Origin of the sequence: Bacillus sp. AR2-1 (genome assembly GCF_008368755.1) — a bacterium.
GTDB lineage: Bacteria > Bacillota > Bacilli > Bacillales > Bacillaceae_G > Bacillus_A > Bacillus_A wiedmannii.
Map to the genome: position 1 here is coordinate 504,077 of NZ_QORY01000001.1, position 17,799 is coordinate 521,875.

Here is a 17,799-nt window from a genome sequence, read left to right on the forward strand (position 1 = left end):
ACAGCTCCTTTTTAGTTGACCGTATATGGCTAAAAATTCATTTATGTCTTTAATATAAAGAATATAAACAATTATTATCTCTTCACATATAAAAAATTCCTTAGCAGTAGAAGTGAGAATGGTTCAGTATTCTTCTAAAAATAATAACTTATAAACCTAAAACAATGAAAGCCCTACCTCTCTTTCATCCTTACGGCTCCTCGTCCGTGCCAGTGTGAATCAGGATTGCAAAAATCAAGTAACTATTCTATCGAAGTGTTTAATTAAACTTCGAATATTCGTAAAGAATTTAAAAAATAAAAATGGATTTGATTGTAGTAATAACAAAAGAGGTTAATGCTCTAAAAGTGGTTTGAAAGAATTGAATGTCTTTGAAATGATTAATTCTCTATAATTATGTTCCCAAAAAATTCAAAACCTTTTTTGGGATCTAATACATTATTTGTAATGAATCTTAACAAAAGCTTTTTATTTGACTTTCTGTGATACCTTCAATTAATCCCAGTTCACTAATCAAAAATTCGTGTGCGTTATCTAACATTTTCTTTTCGCTTGCATTAAGTGCTTTTTCTTTCTGCATACGTAATAAATCACGTACAACTTCAGCACCTTCTTGTATTTTACCCGTCTTTATTTTATCAGTGTTCAATTTATACCTTTGTTTCCACGTAAGTAATCTATCAGATTCTCCATGTTGAAAAATATCCAATATGTGTGCTATTGCCGTTATATCCGTGACTGGTCGTATATTTGAGCTCAATATTCTCCCTGCCGGAATCATTACTTCCATATTACTACCCGACATTTTTATAACATAATATTGTTGTTTTTCTCCTGTGATTTCCTTCTCTTCTATGGCTTTAATTATACCTGCTCCCTGCATTGGATAAACAATGTTATCGCCAATTTGAAACAAATAATCCACCTCCATATATGGTAACCTTCTCAATCTTAACACACAATCAATTTTTTAGCAAAATTTTTATTTTATCATAAAATTATTTTTAATGTCAATCCTTTCGAACTAAGAAAATAATTTCGTAAAATATCATTAAAAACCCGCAATCTTATTAACTTTTCCGCACATATATACATTCTAATTGCACCTTCTCTTTTTACATAAAAACACATTACTACATATAAATAGTAATGTGTTTTTTATACGGAATCGTTAAACATTCCCTATTAATTTCACGCCTATACACTTACCTGCTTACGTACTGTCTCTCTCGCTAAAAGAAAACTCATAATCACTTGTGCAGCTACTCGACTCGTCATATCTCTGAAATCAAGGGTTGGATCAATTTCTACTATATCCATCCCTTGAATAAGCGGTTCTTTACCAAGAAATTCAATCGCATCAAGTAAAGTCGTACTATCCATACCGCCAGGACCAATTGCTGGACAACCTGGTGCAAATGCTTGATCTAGTACATCCATATCAAGAGAAATGTAAATAGAAGTCACGCCTTGCTTTCTTAATACTTCAATACTTTCTGTGATAATATCTTTGATTTGTCGCTCTCGTACATCTTTCATTGTATACACTGTCACGCCATGTTCTTTTGCATATTCATGGTACGCTCGTGCATTTGAAAAATTACGAATTCCGATTTGAACGAGTTGTTTTCCTGTAATGACATCATTTTCTAGTAAACTACGGAACGGTGTCCCATTTGATGGGCCACCATCATCTAAATTACGTAAATCATGATGGGCATCAAATTGAATAACGCCGACCTTCCCTTTACTATTTGCAAACCCTGTTATACTCGGAAAACTAATCGAATGGTCACCACCAAGAACGATTGGTATCATGTTCGGATTTACTTTCGTTACATGACCAACTGTTTTCGCAATTCGCTTATGACTTTCTTTTATATCCGTCACATGCATCGTAATATCGCCGCAATCATATAAGACACTTTCTTTCATATCATGTTCTTCTGTAATTGCGTACGTGCTATATGCATCTAACATTGCACGAATTGTTTTTGGTGCAAAACTTGCTCCTGAATGACTAATAGATGGTTTAGAAAGGGGTGCTCCAATTAAGGCAGCACCGAATATTTCCAAGCCTTCCTCCCAATCTTTAATCATCTCACTCCATTTCGTCACTTCACGATCGATAAACTTTGCATTTTTCTTTAAATAGTGGCCGTGCTCCACGATTGTTCACCTCTTGTATATGCGATATTACCATTCTTCCATACTGTATTTACATGACTTACGCCGTAATGATACGGTACGTAAGCATAATTGTAAGCATCCCATAGAACTAAATCTGCCTTGCGACCAACTCTAATTTTCCCAGCTACATCGCCACGATTAATTGCGTAAGAAGAGTTAACTGTTACTGCATTCCAAACTTCTTCTGGTGTCATTTTCAGCTTGAGCATTGCAATGCTCATAATAAGCTGAATGTTCTCAGTTGGACAACTACCTGGGTTAAAGTCTGTAGCCAAAGCAACTGCAACACCTTCATCAATCATTTTACGTCCACGAGCAAAGCTTTCTTTATTTAAATAGAAAGTTGTTCCTGGTAATAAAGTCGCTACTGTATTAGAGTTTGCAAGCATTTCAATTCCTTTATCAGAAGCGCCGACTAAATGGTCCGCTGATGCTGCACCAATTTCAGCCGCTGCTTCCGCGCCACCAAGAGGGTCAATTTCATCTGCATGAATTTTCACATCAAACCCAAGCTCTTTCGCTTTTAATAAAAACTCTTTTGACTCTTCAACAGAGAACACACCTGTTTCACAGAAAATATCAACGAATTCAGCTAATTGCTTCTCTTTCATTTCTGGTAGTAGGTCTAACATCCATTGTAAAAATTCTTTTGATCTACCTTTATACTCTTTCGGAACTGCATGAGCACCTAAAAATGTGGAAACTAAATCAATCGAGTGCTCTTTTTGTAATTGTGCAGTTGCCTCTAATTGTTTCCATTCCGTCTCATCATCTAATCCGTAACCACTCTTCGCTTCTACAGTTGTAACTCCGAAAGATAGCATACGGTCTAAATGGAATTTCGCTTTTTGAACAAGTTCTTCTTTCGACGCCTTTTTCGTTGCATTTACAGTTGAAAGAATACCTCCGCCTTTTTCTAAAATTTCTAAGTACGGAACTCCTTGTAATTTTAGTGCGATTTCATTTTCACGAGATCCACCAAATACAAGGTGAGTATGCGGATCAACAAGACCAGGAGAAACCATTTTCCCGCCGCAATCAATAACTTCTTTCGCTTGTAATCCTTTAGCTTCTTCCACTGTTCCAACGAAAGTAATTACGCCGTTTTCAATTCCAACCACACCATTTTCGATAACAGGAAGCGTGTTCATCGCTTCCCGTCTTAACAAGCCATCTTCTTGATCCATTGTTAGTAATTGACCGATATTTATTAGTAAAGTGTCCAGCATGTTTTCTCCTCCTTATTTCATCATCGGAATGTTAACGCCTTTTTCTTTCGCAGTTTCTACAGCTAAGTCATATCCTGCATCAACGTGACGAACAACACCCATACCAGGGTCAGAAGTTAATACGCGCTCAATACGTTTTGCTGCTGCTTCTGTTCCATCTGCAACGATAACCATTCCAGCGTGAAGTGAATAACCCATACCAACGCCACCACCGTGGTGAACAGATACCCAACTCGCACCGTTTACACTATTAATTAATGCATTTAAAATTGGCCAGTCTGCTACTGCATCACTACCGTCTTTCATCGCTTCTGTTTCACGGTTTGGAGATGCTACTGATCCGCAATCTAAATGGTCACGACCGATAACGATTGGTGCTGATAATTCACCATTTGCCACCATTTCATTAATAATGCGACCAAATTTCGCGCGCTCACCGTAACCTAACCAACAAATACGAGATGGAAGACCTTGGAACTCAACTTGCTGACGAGCCATACGAATCCAGTTACATAAATGCTCATTATCCGCAAACTCACGTAATATTACTTCGTCTGTTTTATAAATATCTTCTGGATCACCAGAAAGTGCTACCCAGCGGAATGGTCCTTTTCCTTCGCAGAATAATGGACGAATAAATGCTGGAACGAATCCTGGGAAATCGAATGCATTTTTCAAACCTTCATCGAAAGCAACTTGGCGAATGTTATTTCCGTAATCAAATGTAATTGCGCCTTTTTCTTGCATAGCAAGCATTGCTTCTACATGTTTTGTCATGCTTTCTTTTGATAATTGTACGTAACGTTCTGGATCTTCTTCACGAAGTTTCGCTGCTTCTTCTAATGTGAAACCTACTGGAATATAACCGTTTAATGGATCATGAGCAGATGTTTGATCCGTAACTAAATCTGGCGTAATATTGCGCTTCACTAGTTCTGGTAAAATCTCTGCCGCATTTCCTAATAAACCAATTGAAATTGGTTCTTTCTTCTCTTTATACTCGTTCGCAACCGTTAATGCTTCTTCTAATGATTCTGTATACATATCACAATATCTCTTTTCAATACGACGATCGATGCTGCGCTTATCAACATCAATAGCAATGACAACACCGCCGTTCATCGTTACAGCAAGAGGTTGTGCACCACCCATACCACCTAAGCCAGCAGTAAGTGTTAATGTACCTTTTAATGAACCATCGAAATGTTGACGTGCCGCTTCGCCAAACGTTTCATATGTTCCTTGTAAAATACCTTGTGTTCCAATGTAAATCCAGCTACCTGCTGTCATTTGTCCGTACATCATAAGACCTTTCTTCTCTAGTTCACGGAAGTGATCCCAGTTCGCCCATTTTGGTACTAAGTTTGAATTCGCTAAAAGAACGCGAGGTGCATCTTCATGCGATTTAAAGATTGCAACTGGTTTTCCTGATTGAACAAGTAATGTTTCATCGCTTTCTAACGTTTTTAATGAATCTACAATCGCATGGTAGCTTTCCCAGTTACGAGCTGCACGGCCAATTCCGCCATATACAACTAATTCTTCTGGTTTTTCAGCAACTTCAGGATCTAAATTGTTCATTAACATACGAAGTGCAGCTTCTTGAACCCACCCTTTCGTTTGTAATTCAGTACCTCTTGGCGCGCGAATTGTTTGTTTAACTTTTTCCATTTCAATCTCTCCCTTTTCTCATTTTATAGTGCCGCGTTTACATCTAATCTTTCTTTTATCGAATAATTCGTTTTTAACCAGTGCGTAATATTTTCAATATCCGTTGAGAATATGCGATCATTTGTAATAGAAGGTACTTGTTGACGGCCTTGATGGTAGAAGCTCTTCGTCACTGTACTCATGTTTTCAATACCGCGATATTCTGCTGCTTGCATCGCACAAATCATCTCAATTGAAAGAACACGTCTTACATTTTGAATAATTTGATGTGCATGGCGTGAAGCGATTGTTCCCATACTGACGTGATCTTCTTGGTTAGCTGATGACGGGATTGAATCAACACTCGCTGGATGTGCTAACGTTTTATTTTCAGAAACAAGTGACGCTGCAGCGTATTGCATAATCATTGCACCAGACTGAAGTCCTGGTTCTGGACTTAAAAATGGAGGTAAATCATTTAATTGCGGATTTACTAAACGCTCGATACGACGCTCTGAAATATTTGCAAGTTCCGCCATTCCTACTTTTAAGAAGTCCATCGCAAACGCAATCGGTTGACCATGGAAATTCCCACCCGAAATTACTTTTTCTCCGCCATCAAAGATTAGCGGATTATCTGTTGCTGCATTCATTTCAATTTCTAATTTTTCTTTCACATAATTTAAAACTTGCCAAGAAGCACCGTGTACTTGCGGGATACAACGAAGTGAATATGCATCCTGTACTCGTAGTTCTCCTTGTTTTGTTGTTAATTTACTATCATGAAGGATGTCACGAATTCTGCTCGCTACTTCCACTTGCTCTTTATAACCACGTGCTTTATGAACATTTTCATCAAATGCATCAATAATGCCTTGTAATCCTTCAATTGTCATCGAAGCAATGAATTCAGCTTGATACGCCATTGCTTCTGCTTCTATATAAGAAAGAACTCCTTGCGCTGTCATCGCCTGCGTACCATTGATTAATGCAAGCCCTTCTTTCGCTTCAAGTTCAATCGGTTCAAGCCCTTCTTCTGTAAGAGCAACCATCGCATGAACGCGTTTCCCCTTATAGAACACTTCACCTTCGCCTAATAATACAAGCGCAAGATGAGATAAAGGTGCTAAATCGCCACTCGCACCAAGTGACCCTTGTTGCGGAACGACTGGGTGAATTTTACGATTTACAAACTCAAGAAGCATATTTACAACAAGTGGTCTAACACCAGATACTCCTTTAAGCATCGTGTTCGCTCGTAAAATTAACATACCGCGTGATACTTCTTCAGGGAATGGATCACCTATACCGCATGCATGTGACTGAATTAAATTGTGTTGAAGTGCCTTTACATCATCTTTTTGAATAAGCACATCACTGAATTTTCCAAATCCAGTTGTAATACCGTAAACGACTTTTCCGTCCTCTACAATTTTCTCAACAACTTCGCGGCACTCCGCCACCTTTTGCATACTATTTGGACAAGCTGTTACACCTTCCCCTTCAAGTAACAACCTCTTCATTTCTTCAATTGTCAATGTGTGTCCTGTTAACGTAATCATTCTTTTTCCTCCTTAAAAAGGCAAAAGGGGACCTTATCTTTTTAAGACAGACTTCTGTCCTAAAAAAGTAAGGCCCCCTTCTAACTAATAGACTATGGGCAAATCATATGTGATTAATTCCTAAACCAATCGCCTCATGCTCAGATCCTTTTACAGGTGCACCAATCGTTCCATATAATGCAACAGCAACCCATTCGCCTTCTTTTTTTCCGTCGTATGGTCTACCGCGCACAATCGCAAAGCGAAGTCCTACTGTACGAAGAACGTCTGCTAACTGAATTTGACCTCTCGTCACTCCGTACAAAGCTTCCATAATTGCATGATAAAGTGCATGTGTTTCTCTGTAAACATCTGTTTCAATAACTTGGGTGCTCTTAGCCGCTGTTTCCATTGCTGCTACAACTTTTTGCGAATTCATCGAACCCACTTTCCCCGTACAATACTTCCAACCTTTTGGAATAGATAATACAGGGCTTTCATTCTCATCCGCAAGTGCCAACAACATGGCCATACGACCAATTCGATGTGTTCCTTGAAGAAGCATGTGACTCTCTCATTTCTTTTAATTATTTGAATATTTCTTAATTTAAGAATATATGAAAACGGTTAAATCGTCAATAGTTTAAACTCACATTCGAACAATTTTTTCATCCCCTCCATTTGTGTACACAAATTATTTACACGAATTTTTCAGGCGTGCTATAGTCTCACTAACAGATGCAAAGGGGCGATATTTCAATGACGAAGCGAAAAGATATTCATTTTCGAATTGAAGAAAAACTACTTGAAAGGTTTGAATCTGCACTCCATTACGAAGGTTTAAAGAAAACCGACGTATTAACACACGCGATTCAGCAATTTTGCACGAAGGTGGAATGTGAAAAAATGAATGATGTAAAACGCCAATATAACGTAAGCAACCATTTACAAACACGTATCGATACGCATAAACATTACGAAGAAAAACAAGTAAATTTAGATGAACTCGTCATGGAACATTTACAACTTCAAGGAGAAGAAAAAATATTAGAGGTTGGCTGTGCTAATGGAAATTTTCTTTCCCTTTTACAAACTAACGGTCATAAAGGCCAACTAACCGGTTTTGATCAATCAAAAACGATGCTTTCTGAAGCTGCAATAAAGAATAGCATTATTGAATGGAAACTAGGTGATGCTGGTAAACTTCCTTTTGAAGCTAATTGCTATGACTGGGTCATCGCAAGACATATGTTATATCACATGAAAGATGTCGAAAAAACAGTTCAAGGATTCCATAAAGTAATTCGTCCCGGAGGCTCACTTTTAGCTACAACAAATTCTGACGTTACATTACCTCATATAGTTGAAATGTGTAACCGCATGTTAGACGCATTTGATTTACCGAAAACAACATCATCAGTCACTCCATTTTGTTTAGAAAATGGTAAAGAGATATTACAGTCTGTTTTTTCAACTGTTGAAGAAACAGTTATTCATAATGCTCTCGTTTTTCATCATGCTACTCCGATTGTAAGCTATATTTCTAGCATGTTTCCATCGCTAAATATACCTGATAGTACATATCTTCACGCCGAAATGAAGGAATGGCTAAAAAAAGAAGTAGAAAATGAATTGTCACTTCATAACGGTATATGGCGCGACCCGAAAACGTTAGCCATTTATCGATGTCAAAAAGAAAAAAGCTAGCAAAAATGCTAGCTTTTATACATTCTCATGTAAAAGTTTGTCCATCATCATATTGCCCTTTCCGCCATAAAAATTTATATTATGTTCGTTCGCTACTCCAAAATAAGAAGCAACTGCTATTCCGAATGGTACGAAAGCATGTCCTTGTGCAGTAATAATATTTGAGTATTGTACAACTTCTTTATATACAAAATTTTCTACTGGAAAACAATCTAACTTTTGATAATCTATAGTCGCTGTATAAGAAATCCCTTTAAATAAACCTGCTCTTGCTAACGCATACGGTCCAGCACAAATCGCAGCTACTAATTTTTCTTTTTCAGAAAATTGGCGAATGACTGAAAAGAGAATATCTGCGTCTTTCATATGTACTGCGTCTCCCCCTGGAATGATAATCCCCTCATATTCATCTACACGCACTTCACTTAATTCTATATGCGGTTGTACTTGCAAGCCTGTTTCACTTATAATCAACCCTTTTGTTAAGCCCGCAGTAATGATTTCATATTTCTTTTTCAGCAATGCTGTTGCTACTGTAATTTCAAACTCCGCAAATGTTGGGTATACGAATAATAATATTTTTTTCATAGTCCTTTCTCCTTTAACCAGCCCATAAAATATGCTTCTAACTCATCCACTGTTAATGTATTCGTGTCCACATAAGTTACAGGAAATTGTTTATACCATTCTTTTTCAGTTTCTACTAATTTAAATTGTTCTTCGAATGTACTTCGATTTCTTGCCCCGTCATTATTTTTTCTATCATATAAATTTTCTTTCGAAACATCTAAATAAAAAATTGCATCCGAACAGCATTCTCTTAATTTATACAATTCATCTTTTAATTCTGTTTCTATATCCCACTCTTTCCCTATCACTTTCGGATAAAAGAGTGTATAAAATTCAATATCTTCTGGTCCGCGATCAAAAATCACGACTGAATCTTTCACATTTTGAAACTCCTTTATTTTTGCTTCAATAAACATTTTTTGATTTATAATAAATCCTTCTTTTGAATTCATATCCAAATTTAATTGTTTTCGCTTTTCTACAATTGGATATGGATTTTCATATATAACTGAAAGCCCACTTCTCTCTAACCTTTTAGTCAATGTTGTTTTTCCGCTTGCCATCGATCCTTGGAGTGAAATTACATATGCCATTCCTCTCATTCCCTTGCATTTTAGTATATCTATAATATACAGAATTTTAAAAATCATCAACAGAATATATATCATCTTGTTTCTTATTCTTATCTAACTTATAATAAAAAATAGAGATTATGACGGACGCATCAATAATGTAAGCTTGGAAATCCAAGCTTACATTATTTTTTGCTTTCCCTTTTCTAATAAAAAGAGTATACTAGTTTAGAACGTATGTTCTTAATGATTACATACAGTAAGGAGATAGAACAATGGTATACGACACAAAAGCAATTTCTTGGAATGAGTCTTTAAAACAACTTCAACGCCGCTATACAAACAAACAAGTTGATCGAAAAGAATTTGAAGATATTGAACTGATGGAATTCTTCCGCGATAACGACTACATTTCTTTACCTACACATATAAGCGGCCTATCAACAGTACGTTTTACTTCTTACTCTATTTTCACAACTGAAGATAAAGATCGTAAAGTTGGCACATTAATCATTGAATATGTAGAAGATGATAATAATAATTTATGTGTTGAACAACTATACTTTGTTTAAATGATAACGCTTGGTCAAAATGACCAAGCGTTCTTGCTTTCTATGAATCTCACTGTTTATAATATGAATAAAAGAAAACCGCAATCATTAAGGGGGGATAAACTTGCTCGAAGGATGGTTCAGTTGGTTCATAGTGCTATGGACTGTTATTTTATTAGGACTTATGTCTATCGGTGGATACTTTATGTTCAGAAAATTTCTAAAACGATTACCTAAAGAAGATGGTATGTCCATTTTAGATTGGGAAGAGCACTATATTAATAAAACTAGACATTTATGGGATGAAGAACAAAAACAATTGTTAGAAGAGCTCGTAAGTCCTGTTCCAGAACTATTTCGCGATGTCGCTAAATCAAAAATTGCTGGCAAAATTGGAGAACTGGCATTACAAGAAAAAGCCTCTCAAATTACACAAGATTTAATTATTAAAGGATATATTATTGCTACACCAAAACGCGACCATAAATTTTTAGTTAAAAAACTACAAGAAAAAGAGATTGATTATTCTCATTATGAATCTTTACTGACAAAATCCTCCTCATAAAAAAAGATTGCTAGATTATAGCAATCTTTTTTTAACTTACAGTTACTGATTTTACGGCTGTTAATCTAGCTTCTGCCAAGTCTATTTGTAATCCGACCACACTCGTATAAATCGTATCGCCTGTGCCTGTAATGTTGACTTGTGTGGATATCGTATTTGGTGCAATAGAACCTGTTGCATTTACATTTGTAATATCAAACTCAGCTCTCGCATTTGCATTTGTAGTTGTTCCAGAAAAATTACGATCTGCAAAACTACCAATTGTATTTAAATTTCCATTAATATCATTTACTTGCCCTCTAAAAAAGTTTCCTATTGGATTATTTGGTCCTGTTAATGTCACAGAGTTCAATTGAAAATTATCACCTGTAAAGTTCGGATCACCATTTACCGCCATTACAAAAGCTCTTGCTGTCACTGTCCCTGCAGCTGGTGTGAAAAATCCAGAAAGGGTTTGTGGTGTACCTGATAATAAAAAACCTGGAAATAAACTCACATTTCTCATCGGGTATGAAGAATCACGATATACAACAATCAACGACCATCCAGCACCATAACCGACTGGCTGACGTGTATGTAATCTTGTTACGCTATACCTTCCTGCTGCTCGATTTGGTAATCCTTGTAGTAAAGATGTTACGTCTGCTGCTCGATTATAAACATTGGCTATGAAAGGTAAATTCATCCCTCCTGATGACCCTGCTGAATTTATTGTCACTTGTGTACTCGTTCCATCAGGCGTAACTAAATTTGGTGGATTCGCATCAACAACAGCCGTTGTAACAGCCGTATCCAACCCACCTGTCACAACAACGACAACAACACCACCAATTACGATAGAAGTAAACCCTAATGTGCCAAACACATTCATTAAGACCGCAAATGTAAATAGTGTGGAGCTCGGTGACTTCATCACATATACACTTACCTTTACTAACAATGGCGCTATCCCTGCAAATAATGTACTCATTACCGATCCACTACCTCCCGAAGTTACTTTCTATCCAAATTCAGTAACAGTAAACGGCGTTTCACGTCCTGGAAGTAATCCAACTATTGGTATTCTTATTGAAACTGTTAATCCAGGTGAATCCGTTGTTTTCCGTTTTATCGTTCAAGTAACAGCAGAGCCACGAAACGGTCTCATTCGAAATACCGCCCGCGTTCGCTATACACTTAGACCTGATCCTACTAAACCACCGATTCCTGTTGATGAGACTACAGAACCAAATATTATTCCGTTTATCGGTCCGTTTGTGTCACCAAATTTAAATTGTTTCTTTAATGGGGAACGCTTTATACGACGCGGTTGGGACAGAAGATGTTAACAATATAAAATGAAAAGACAGCGTCAAAAAACGCTGTCTTTTCATTTTATACATATACAGTTTTTAAGTTAATTTCATATCTTTTTCATTATAAAAACCATCTTCTTTTTCCATTTCCTTCTGTAATTTCGTAAAGGAACGATACATAGCAATTCTCCATGACACAATCATCGCGAACGCCAGTAAGAAGAACATGCCACTAAGTTGTCCTAAATCAAGAGATTGACTTAAGTATGTTTTAAATACAATCCGCACGACAAGTAATCCAATTAATATAAAAACAAATGCTTTTGAACGCTTCAAATAAATCTCTTGTCCTCTAATTTCAAATTTAGATGTTTTAATAAGAAAAATAGAGAAAAACAAACCGACGCCAATTGCTTCTAACATTTCTGCTGGAGTTAATCGAAATTCAGGAAAAACAAACATCAACGCTCCCGTGCTCATAAAAAATGGTGGAAGTATAATTTTTTTCAATGTTGCCGGTTTCTTAGCTGCTTTTAAACGAATAAACATCGCACCAACAGCCATACAAACAGCAACGATACTGGATAAAACAACTATGTTCATATTTTCTCATCCTTTTTTGTGGCTATATGCAAAATATACTTTCATTATATGCTTTTCCGTTAGTATTTCCAACATTTTCACAGAATAATACTAAAAACCGGTAAAACCACCAAATAAACTTGAGAAATATACGATAATTTTCGTCATCCAGTTAAAATATAGGAAGATACCCATGACAATCATAACGTATCCCCCGATTTTCATGAATTTCATACTATTTCTTTTAATCCAAGACATTTTCGTAATAAAGAAAGATAGCACGAAAAATGGGATAGCAAACCCAAGTATGTATGCTATCATATAAATCATTGCTGATTCTGGATTTGTTGCAGCTAATCCAATGACAGACACTAAAATAGGTCCAGTACAAGGCGTCCATCCTGCAGCAAAAGCCAATCCAATTAGAACGGATCCAAAATAGCCACTCGGACGATTTTTAAACGTAAATTTACGGTCTTGCATTAAAAACTTTGGCTTAAACACACCGACAATAATAAGACCGAACACGATGATAAATATACCACCTAACTGTCTAATTAAATCTTTATAATTTGTAAAGATGCCTCCAATAAAACTTGTACCAAACCCAATTGCAATAAATATAATTGAAAATCCAAGTAAGAAAAACGCTGTATGTATCATACTTCTTTTGCGAAGCATTGCATTTTCTTCTTTCAACTCAGAAACCGACATACCTGTTATGTACGATAAAAATGCCGGATAAAGCGGTAAGCAACATGGGGAAATAAATGATAAAAATCCAGCGCCAAACGCTAAAAAAATACTAATATCTTGCATGATTCCACTCCTCTCCTTACATATTGTAGCAAAAACACATAAAAATACTATGAACAATTCGTGAACTCACTTTAACAACGTGATAATAAGAAAAACTCCCCTTACAAACAGTTTCTAATAAAACGCTTTCATTTCCTTCTATTATATAGAACAATCTCAATTGGACTAAGAAACTTCTTTAATTGTTATTAACATAACAAAGGTAACATAGTTTCTCAAATGATTAGCACACTATAATGGACTACCCTTCTATATCCCTAAAAAATATTTTTTTCAAATGCTGTCTTTATACAATACGAAGCTGATTTTACAATACTTTTATTATTACTAATTTCAAGATTATGCATAAATATCATACTTTTATTATTATTCTATAAAATGTCACACTTTTCTTTTATTTGACCCTTTATTTTTAATTTTGTATACTTCCCTCTAGTTATATATGTCCGTTAGGAACAATTTCATATAGATGGGAGGAATTTTTCATGCTTCGTTATTCTCTATTAGTTTTATTAGGAGCGTGTAGTTATGGAATTTTAGCTATTTTCGTTAAACTTGCCTATGCAGAAGGATTTTCACTTGGAGAGGTAATTGGCAGCCAATATTTGTTCGGTTGGATTATTTTGTTTGCTATTACTCTTCTATTTTCTAGACATCGTGTTCCATTAAAACAAGCGTTAATTTTATTCGTTGCAGGTACATCTGCAAGTTTTACTGGAATTTTTTATTATGCTTCATTAAAAACTGTACCAGCATCTATTGCAATTATACTTTTATTCCAATTCGTTTGGGTCGGAATTATTATTGAAGCAGTCGCAACAAAAACATTACCTTCAAGAGAAAAGGTTATTTCCGTTATTTTCTTACTTGCAGGTACATTTTTATCAAGTGGTTTACTAGAAAAATCAGCAGGTAATTTCGATATGACTGGAATCATACTAGGTTTATTATCTGCTGTTACATTCGCAACATACATTTTCGTGAGCGGAAAAGTTGCTGTTGAAGTACCTTCATTACCGCGCGGTGTTCTCTTAATGACTGGCGCTTTAACTTTAGTAATGATCGTATTCCCGCCAACATTTATTTTTAGCGGTGCTATTTCTGAAGGACTTTGGAAATACGGTTTAGGATTAGGAACATTTAGTATCGTTATTCCTTCTATCGCCTTTACAATCGGTATTCCAAAGATCGGTTCTGGCTTAGCGACTATTCTTGGTGCAGCAGAACTACCAGTTACAACAATTATGTCTGTATTCGTTTTAAAAGAAGCGGTGCTATCTTCACAATGGATCGGTGTATCACTTATTTTAATCGGTATTGCAATCCCGCAAATTGCCTATGCAATGCGTGGACGTTATCATAAACATCATACACACAAAAAATTGGCAGCATAAGAAAAGAGAGGATTTTCATTTGAGAATCCTCTCTTTTCTTATTGTATAATTAATGTAAATACATTAATTAAGAAAGAAGGCATTATACGTGGCAGCAAATCTAGAGCAATTAACTGAGATGCTAATTTCTATTCGTCGAAATTTACATGAGCATCCAGAATTATCATACGAAGAATTTGAAACGACGAAGACTATAAAAAATTGGTTAGAAGAGAAAAACATTACGATTATAAATTCTAGTTTAGAAACAGGCGTTATTGCTGAAATTTCAGGGAATAATAGCGGACCAATTATAGCAATCCGTGCTGATATTGATGCCCTTCCTATTCAAGAAGAAACAAATTTACCGTACGCTTCAAAAATTCCCGGTAAAATGCATGCTTGTGGGCATGATTTTCATACAGCTGCTATTATAGGTGCCGCTTATTTATTAAAAGAAAAAGAATCTTCTCTTAGCGGAACTGTACGCTTTATATTCCAACCAGCTGAAGAAAGTAGCAATGGTGCTCGCAAAGTAATTGAAGCTGGGCATTTACATGGCGTGCAAGCTATTTTCGGTATGCATAATAAACCTGATTTACCAGTAGGTACAATCGGTATTAAAGATGGTCCACTGATGGCCGGGGTCGATCGATTTGAAATTGAAATTCACGGAGTTGGTACACATGCAGCTGTACCAGATGCTGGGGTAGACACTATTGTCGCGTCCTCTCAAATCGTGATGGCACTCCAAACAATTGTAAGCCGAAATATAAGCTCTTCACATAATGCCGTCGTCAGTGTCACAAACATCCATTCAGGAAATACGTGGAACGTAATTCCTGAAAAAGCAACGCTGGAAGGAACTGTACGTACATTCCAAACTGAAACACGTGAAAAGATTCCTGCACTAATGAAACGTATTATTCAAGGGATTTCTGATGCATTAGGTGTAAAAACAGAATTTCGTTTTTATGCAGGTCCTCCTGCTGTTCATAACGATACATCTTTAACAAACTTATCCTCTCAAGTTGCTGAAAAAATGAATTTAAATATCATCTCTCCTACCCCGTCAATGGCCGGAGAAGATTTTTCTTTTTATCAACAAGAAATACCTGGTTCATTCGTTTTTATGGGAACGAGTGGTACACATGAATGGCATCATCCAGCTTTTACAGTAGATGAGCAAGCATTACCTATAAGTGCAGAATACTTCGCTTTGTTAGCTGAAAAAGCACTTAAACAATTTGCATAAAAAAGGAGCCGTTAAGAAATACTTAACGGCTCCTTTTTTTAAGTTAAATCGCGTTTTAAAAATACTGTATAGGAAATGCTTAAAAATACAAATAAATATAGTAATAACATACATGAAGCAAACGGGAATGTTACTCCATCAATAAAACTTCCATTCTTTGAAATACTGTATAAATCTGTGTTTGCTGGCAATAAATATTTCGCCCAATCATATCTAGTTGCTGCTAGTAATGCAATATTTCCTGATAAAGCAAGAAATAGTGAAATACCAATCGCGCCCCCACTAGATCTTGTTAATACAGAAATCATAAATGCAAACGCTGCGTACACAATGGTCGGCAACCACGATAAAATATAATACTTACTAGCTTCCACAAAAATATTTTGTTTTATAATATTTCCATCTTGGAAAATAAGCTCGCTCCATGCAGGCTGTTGGAATTTATAAATAACAAGTCCACATAAAGTGGAGAAAATCATATTAAATATAAACAATAACGCTGCAAATATCACAATTGCTAAAAATTTAGCTGTCAAAATTTTAAATCGACTCGCTGGTCGTATCGTTAAAAATTTATATGTTCCCCAGCTATATTCATTCGCAAAAATTGTACTTGCATACACGAGAATAAATGGGAGCAATATTGGAAATACGATAAAACCTGTATCTCTCATGAAAGAAAGCGGAGAACTGCTTGCCGGTGCTGTATCTGTATCTAAATGCTTCATCTTAAGCTGATATTCCTTTACAAGCTCGTCCCCAGATCGTTCTGCTAATATAGATTCTTTTTTCATACCTAGCTTTTTCTCTATTTCTACAGTTCGTTCTGTATAATCGGCTTTCCATCCTTTTGTTTCCGGTTCTAAATACTTTACCGTGACCCACCCTAATCCAATTATTAATACTGCAATAACTGCAAAGGGAATAATCGTTCGCTTTCGCTTAAATATTTTATACAGTTCGTTATACACTAAATTAAACAATATCTTTTCCCCCTGTTAATTCTAAAAATTGCTCTTCTAACGTTTTTCTTTCTTCATATACACGATACACTTGAATATTTTTCTCAAGCAATATACGAATAACATTTGGGATTTCTTCATCTTTCACATGAATAAGTAGATCATTACCTTTTATTAAAACATCTTGGTCTAACATTTCTGCTGCTTTATTCGCATCATCTACACGTATACGGATTGTCTCCATCTCTTCTCTTTGATTATGCTGAATATTTTGCGTCGCCACATATTCTCCATGCTGAATAATGATAACTCTATCACACATTAATTCAACTTCTGAAAGTAAGTGACTAGATACAAGTACCGCTTTTCCTTGTTCATGTGCAATTTTCTTTATGTACATTCTCATTTCATGTATTCCACTAGGATCTAATCCATTCGTTGGTTCATCTAATATTAATACATCTGGATCGTGAATAAGCGCTTGGGCAATTCCTAAACGTTGTCTCATGCCGAGTGAATATGCTTTTACTTTTCGGTCAATTACTTGTTCCATCCCTAATAATTTCACTACTTCATCGATACGTTCTTCCGTCACGTTACCATTCATTCGTCCGAAATATGTTAAATTTTCATAGCCGCTCAAAAAAGGATAAAATTCTGGTGTCTCAATTACTGCTCCAATTTTCGCAGCAGTACTTTCAAATTGCTGTTTTACAGATTGACCGTCAATCCAAACTTCACCCTCTGTCATACGAATCATGCCGACCATCATTCTCATTAAAGTCGTTTTTCCAGCACCATTTGGTCCGAGTAAGCCAACTACTTCACCCTTTTTAACTTCGAAACTAATATTTTCTACAAGTGTCTTTGAACCGATTCGCTTCGTTAACCGCTCAACCTTTACAATTGATTGTTCATTTGTCATACTATACAACCTT

The 17,799-nt window shown here is 36.0% G+C and carries 18 protein-coding genes and 2 pseudogenes; 6 read left to right on the top strand and 14 right to left on the bottom strand.

Features of this window, described 5'->3' with window-relative positions:
• Window positions 1-454: 454 nt before the first annotated feature.
• From DT250_RS02590 to hutP, 6 genes are all read right to left on the bottom strand, one after another.
• Window positions 455-916, bottom strand: coding sequence for a CarD family transcriptional regulator (locus tag DT250_RS02590; RefSeq protein ID WP_170771247.1), 462 nt, complete (start codon window positions 914-916; stop codon window positions 455-457).
• A gap of 281 nt (window positions 917-1,197) precedes the next feature.
• The gene (gene hutG / locus DT250_RS02595; protein ID WP_149212440.1) at window positions 1,198-2,169 is read right to left on the bottom strand and encodes a formimidoylglutamase; all 972 of its coding nucleotides are present in this window, start codon (window positions 2,167-2,169) and stop codon (window positions 1,198-1,200) included.
• On the bottom strand, window positions 2,148-3,419 hold the full coding sequence (gene hutI / locus DT250_RS02600) for an imidazolonepropionase (protein WP_075312265.1): 1,272 nt from the start codon (window positions 3,417-3,419) through the stop codon (window positions 2,148-2,150). The genes hutG and hutI overlap by 22 nt, the downstream gene beginning before the upstream one ends.
• A 12-nt stretch (window positions 3,420-3,431) precedes the next feature.
• Window positions 3,432-5,090, bottom strand: coding sequence for a urocanate hydratase (gene hutU / locus DT250_RS02605; protein WP_000416700.1), 1,659 nt, complete (start codon window positions 5,088-5,090; stop codon window positions 3,432-3,434).
• 23 nt (window positions 5,091-5,113) lie between these two features.
• Window positions 5,114-6,631 carry a histidine ammonia-lyase gene (hutH, locus tag DT250_RS02610; RefSeq protein ID WP_000631835.1) on the bottom strand — a complete coding sequence of 506 codons (1,518 nt, stop codon included), beginning with the start codon at window positions 6,629-6,631 and terminating at the stop codon, window positions 5,114-5,116.
• Window positions 6,632-6,734: 103 nt separating this feature from the next.
• A complete protein-coding gene (gene hutP, locus DT250_RS02615; protein WP_000926520.1) occupies window positions 6,735-7,175 on the bottom strand; it encodes a hut operon transcriptional regulator HutP in 441 nt (146 codons plus the stop codon).
• A 194-nt stretch (window positions 7,176-7,369) separates the two neighbouring features.
• Here hutP and DT250_RS02620 point away from each other — a divergent pair, with 194 nt between their 5' ends.
• The gene (locus DT250_RS02620) at window positions 7,370-8,317 is read left to right on the top strand and encodes a class I SAM-dependent methyltransferase (protein WP_149212441.1); all 948 of its coding nucleotides are present in this window, start codon (window positions 7,370-7,372) and stop codon (window positions 8,315-8,317) included.
• 15 nt (window positions 8,318-8,332) lie between these two features.
• Here the strand turns inward: DT250_RS02620 and DT250_RS02625 are convergent, their stop codons facing one another.
• Together DT250_RS02625 and DT250_RS02630 are read right to left on the bottom strand one after the other, a co-directional pair.
• On the bottom strand, window positions 8,333-8,905 hold the full coding sequence (locus DT250_RS02625) for a DJ-1/PfpI family protein (RefSeq protein WP_149212442.1): 573 nt from the start codon (window positions 8,903-8,905) through the stop codon (window positions 8,333-8,335).
• Window positions 8,902-9,489 (bottom strand): AAA family ATPase, encoded by a 588-nt coding sequence (locus tag DT250_RS02630; RefSeq protein WP_149212443.1) that lies wholly within the window; start codon window positions 9,487-9,489, stop codon window positions 8,902-8,904. The genes DT250_RS02625 and DT250_RS02630 overlap by 4 nt, the downstream gene beginning before the upstream one ends.
• A gap of 245 nt (window positions 9,490-9,734) precedes the next feature.
• On the opposite strand from DT250_RS02630, the gene DT250_RS02640 reads away from it, so the two are divergent.
• Together DT250_RS02640 and DT250_RS02645 are read left to right on the top strand one after the other, a co-directional pair.
• Window positions 9,735-10,031 (top strand): hypothetical protein, encoded by a 297-nt coding sequence (locus tag DT250_RS02640; protein WP_000262405.1) that lies wholly within the window; start codon window positions 9,735-9,737, stop codon window positions 10,029-10,031.
• Between the two features lie 103 nt (window positions 10,032-10,134).
• The gene (locus DT250_RS02645) at window positions 10,135-10,575 is read left to right on the top strand and encodes a DUF2621 domain-containing protein (RefSeq protein ID WP_000889389.1); all 441 of its coding nucleotides are present in this window, start codon (window positions 10,135-10,137) and stop codon (window positions 10,573-10,575) included.
• Window positions 10,576-10,606: 31 nt separating this feature from the next.
• Here the strand turns inward: DT250_RS02645 and DT250_RS02650 are convergent.
• Window positions 10,607-11,386 (bottom strand): annotated as a pseudogene (locus DT250_RS02650) (hypothetical protein); the annotation flags it as partial.
• Here DT250_RS02650 and DT250_RS02655 point away from each other — a divergent pair.
• Window positions 11,367-11,903 (top strand): annotated as a pseudogene (locus DT250_RS02655) (DUF11 domain-containing protein); the annotation flags it as partial. The pseudogenes DT250_RS02650 and DT250_RS02655 overlap by 20 nt on opposite strands.
• A 63-nt stretch (window positions 11,904-11,966) precedes the next feature.
• Here the strand turns inward: DT250_RS02655 and DT250_RS02660 are convergent.
• The 3 genes from DT250_RS02660 to DT250_RS32610 form a co-directional block, all read right to left on the bottom strand.
• A complete protein-coding gene (locus DT250_RS02660; RefSeq protein WP_001028637.1) occupies window positions 11,967-12,473 on the bottom strand; it encodes a CcdC family protein in 507 nt (168 codons plus the stop codon).
• Between the two features lie 90 nt (window positions 12,474-12,563).
• The gene (gene ccdA / locus DT250_RS02665; RefSeq protein ID WP_001152684.1) at window positions 12,564-13,271 is read right to left on the bottom strand and encodes a cytochrome c-type biogenesis protein CcdA; all 708 of its coding nucleotides are present in this window, start codon (window positions 13,269-13,271) and stop codon (window positions 12,564-12,566) included.
• Window positions 13,272-13,287: 16 nt separating this feature from the next.
• On the bottom strand, window positions 13,288-13,431 hold the full coding sequence (locus DT250_RS32610; RefSeq protein WP_149212444.1) for a peptidase T: 144 nt from the start codon (window positions 13,429-13,431) through the stop codon (window positions 13,288-13,290).
• Window positions 13,432-13,756: 325 nt separating this feature from the next.
• Here DT250_RS32610 and DT250_RS02675 point away from each other — a divergent pair, with 325 nt between their 5' ends.
• Both DT250_RS02675 and DT250_RS02680 read left to right on the top strand, forming a co-directional pair.
• Window positions 13,757-14,665: an EamA family transporter gene (locus DT250_RS02675; RefSeq protein ID WP_149212445.1), complete on the top strand. Its 909-nt coding sequence runs from the start codon at window positions 13,757-13,759 to the stop codon at window positions 14,663-14,665.
• A gap of 88 nt (window positions 14,666-14,753) precedes the next feature.
• Window positions 14,754-15,899 carry a M20 peptidase aminoacylase family protein gene (locus DT250_RS02680; RefSeq protein ID WP_149212446.1) on the top strand — a complete coding sequence of 382 codons (1,146 nt, stop codon included), beginning with the start codon at window positions 14,754-14,756 and terminating at the stop codon, window positions 15,897-15,899.
• A gap of 38 nt (window positions 15,900-15,937) precedes the next feature.
• On the opposite strand, the gene DT250_RS02685 is transcribed toward DT250_RS02680, so the two are convergent.
• Window positions 15,938-16,882, bottom strand: a complete 945-nt coding sequence (locus tag DT250_RS02685) for an ABC transporter permease (RefSeq protein WP_131934750.1) — start codon at window positions 16,880-16,882, stop codon at window positions 15,938-15,940.
• Complete coding sequence (locus DT250_RS02690) at window positions 16,875-17,786, bottom strand: ABC transporter ATP-binding protein (RefSeq protein ID WP_142310841.1); 912 nt, start codon at window positions 17,784-17,786, stop codon at window positions 16,875-16,877. The genes DT250_RS02685 and DT250_RS02690 overlap by 8 nt, the downstream gene beginning before the upstream one ends.
• Window positions 17,787-17,799: the final 13 nt, after the last annotated feature.

Excerpts from the sequence above, each read along its gene's own strand:
- DT250_RS02640 (WP_000262405.1), top strand. The coding sequence starts at position 9,735 with ATGGTATACGACACAAAAGCAATTTCTTGGAATGAGTCTTTAAAACAA.
- DT250_RS02630 (WP_149212443.1), bottom strand. The coding sequence starts at position 9,489 with ATGAGAGGAATGGCATATGTAATTTCACTCCAAGGATCGATGGCAAGC.
- DT250_RS02620 (WP_149212441.1), top strand. The coding sequence starts at position 7,370 with ATGACGAAGCGAAAAGATATTCATTTTCGAATTGAAGAAAAACTACTT.
- ccdA (WP_001152684.1), bottom strand. The coding sequence starts at position 13,271 with ATGCAAGATATTAGTATTTTTTTAGCGTTTGGCGCTGGATTTTTATCA.
- hutH (WP_000631835.1), bottom strand. The coding sequence starts at position 6,631 with ATGATTACGTTAACAGGACACACATTGACAATTGAAGAAATGAAGAGG.
- hutU (WP_000416700.1), bottom strand. The coding sequence starts at position 5,090 with ATGGAAAAAGTTAAACAAACAATTCGCGCGCCAAGAGGTACTGAATTA.
- DT250_RS02660 (WP_001028637.1), bottom strand. The coding sequence starts at position 12,473 with ATGAACATAGTTGTTTTATCCAGTATCGTTGCTGTTTGTATGGCTGTT.
- DT250_RS02690 (WP_142310841.1), bottom strand. The coding sequence starts at position 17,786 with ATGACAAATGAACAATCAATTGTAAAGGTTGAGCGGTTAACGAAGCGA.
- DT250_RS02675 (WP_149212445.1), top strand. The coding sequence starts at position 13,757 with ATGCTTCGTTATTCTCTATTAGTTTTATTAGGAGCGTGTAGTTATGGA.
- hutI (WP_075312265.1), bottom strand. The coding sequence starts at position 3,419 with ATGCTGGACACTTTACTAATAAATATCGGTCAATTACTAACAATGGAT.
- DT250_RS02625 (WP_149212442.1), bottom strand. The coding sequence starts at position 8,905 with ATGAAAAAAATATTATTATTCGTATACCCAACATTTGCGGAGTTTGAA.
- hutP (WP_000926520.1), bottom strand. The coding sequence starts at position 7,175 with ATGCTTCTTCAAGGAACACATCGAATTGGTCGTATGGCCATGTTGTTG.